This is a genomic window from Vibrio sp. 1167, from assembly GCF_033340375.1.
GTDB classification, from domain to species: Bacteria; Pseudomonadota; Gammaproteobacteria; order Enterobacterales; family Vibrionaceae; genus Vibrio; species Vibrio alginolyticus.
On sequence record NZ_JAWOWK010000132.1, the window covers coordinates 1 to 1,027 of the forward strand.

The window sequence follows — 1,027 nt, forward strand, 5'->3', positions numbered from 1 at the left end:
AGCGTCTTTCGCCGTTTTGGCGTATTGCTCGGCATGGCTAAAATACTACTATCCTGCAGAGTTTTATACGGCACTGTTAAACAGCCAACCAATGGGGTTTTACAGCCCTTCTCAATTGGTGCAAGACGCTCGTCGTCACGGCGTCGAAGTTCTGCCTATCTGTGTCAATCATTCCTATTACCAACATCATTTGATTCAACGCCCCAATGGCCGACTTGGTGTGCAACTGGGCTTTCGATTGGTTAAGGGCTTTAATGAGGAAAGCGCGACTCGCTTAGTCGAACGACGACCAAAAACGGGCTATCACTCAATACAAGAGGTCAAACAAATCTTGAGAAGTCGTCGTGATATCGAATTATTAGCTTCTGCAAATGCCTTTCAGATCTTATCGGGTAACCGTTATAACGCACGTTGGGCAGCGATGGATTCACTGTCCGATTTGCCTTTGTTTCATCATATCGAAGAGCCAAGCGTTGGCTATCAAGCACAGCCATCTGAATATGAAAGCCTTATTGAAGACTATGCCAGTACAGGTCTTTCGCTGAATCGGCACCCAATTACTCTGCTAGAAGAAGCGGGAATACTTCCTCGTTTTACGCGTATGAAACAATTGGTTGATAAAGAGCATAAATCGCTTGTGACTGTGGCAGGTGTCGTCACCGGAAGGCAGTCCCCAGGCACTGCAGCAGGCGTTACATTTTTCACCTTAGAAGATGACACTGGCAACATTAACGTTGTGGTATGGAGCGCGACGGCAAGAGCGCAAAAGCAAGCTTACCTCACCTCAAAAATATTGATGGTAAAAGGTATTTTGGAAAGAGAGGGAGAAGTCATCCACGTCATTGCGGGTAAATTGATTGACTGTACTCATTACTTATCCAACTTGCAGAGTAAGTCTCGTGACTTCCATTAAGAATGAGCAGATACAACAAAGGGAGGTTACCCTCCCTTTGTTTACATTTATTGATGAGTTAGGCGTTTGTAGAAAGCACCTGACGTAAACGATCCTGTGCTACTTCAACTAACA

The 1,027-nt window shown here is 45.2% G+C and carries 1 protein-coding gene; it reads left to right on the top strand.

Annotated features, from left to right (window positions below):
- A partial coding sequence (locus R7Z78_RS24880) for an OB-fold nucleic acid binding domain-containing protein (RefSeq protein ID WP_318117054.1) occupies nucleotides 1–913 on the top strand: 913 nt, incomplete at its 5' end.
- Nucleotides 914–1,027: the final 114 nt, after the last annotated feature.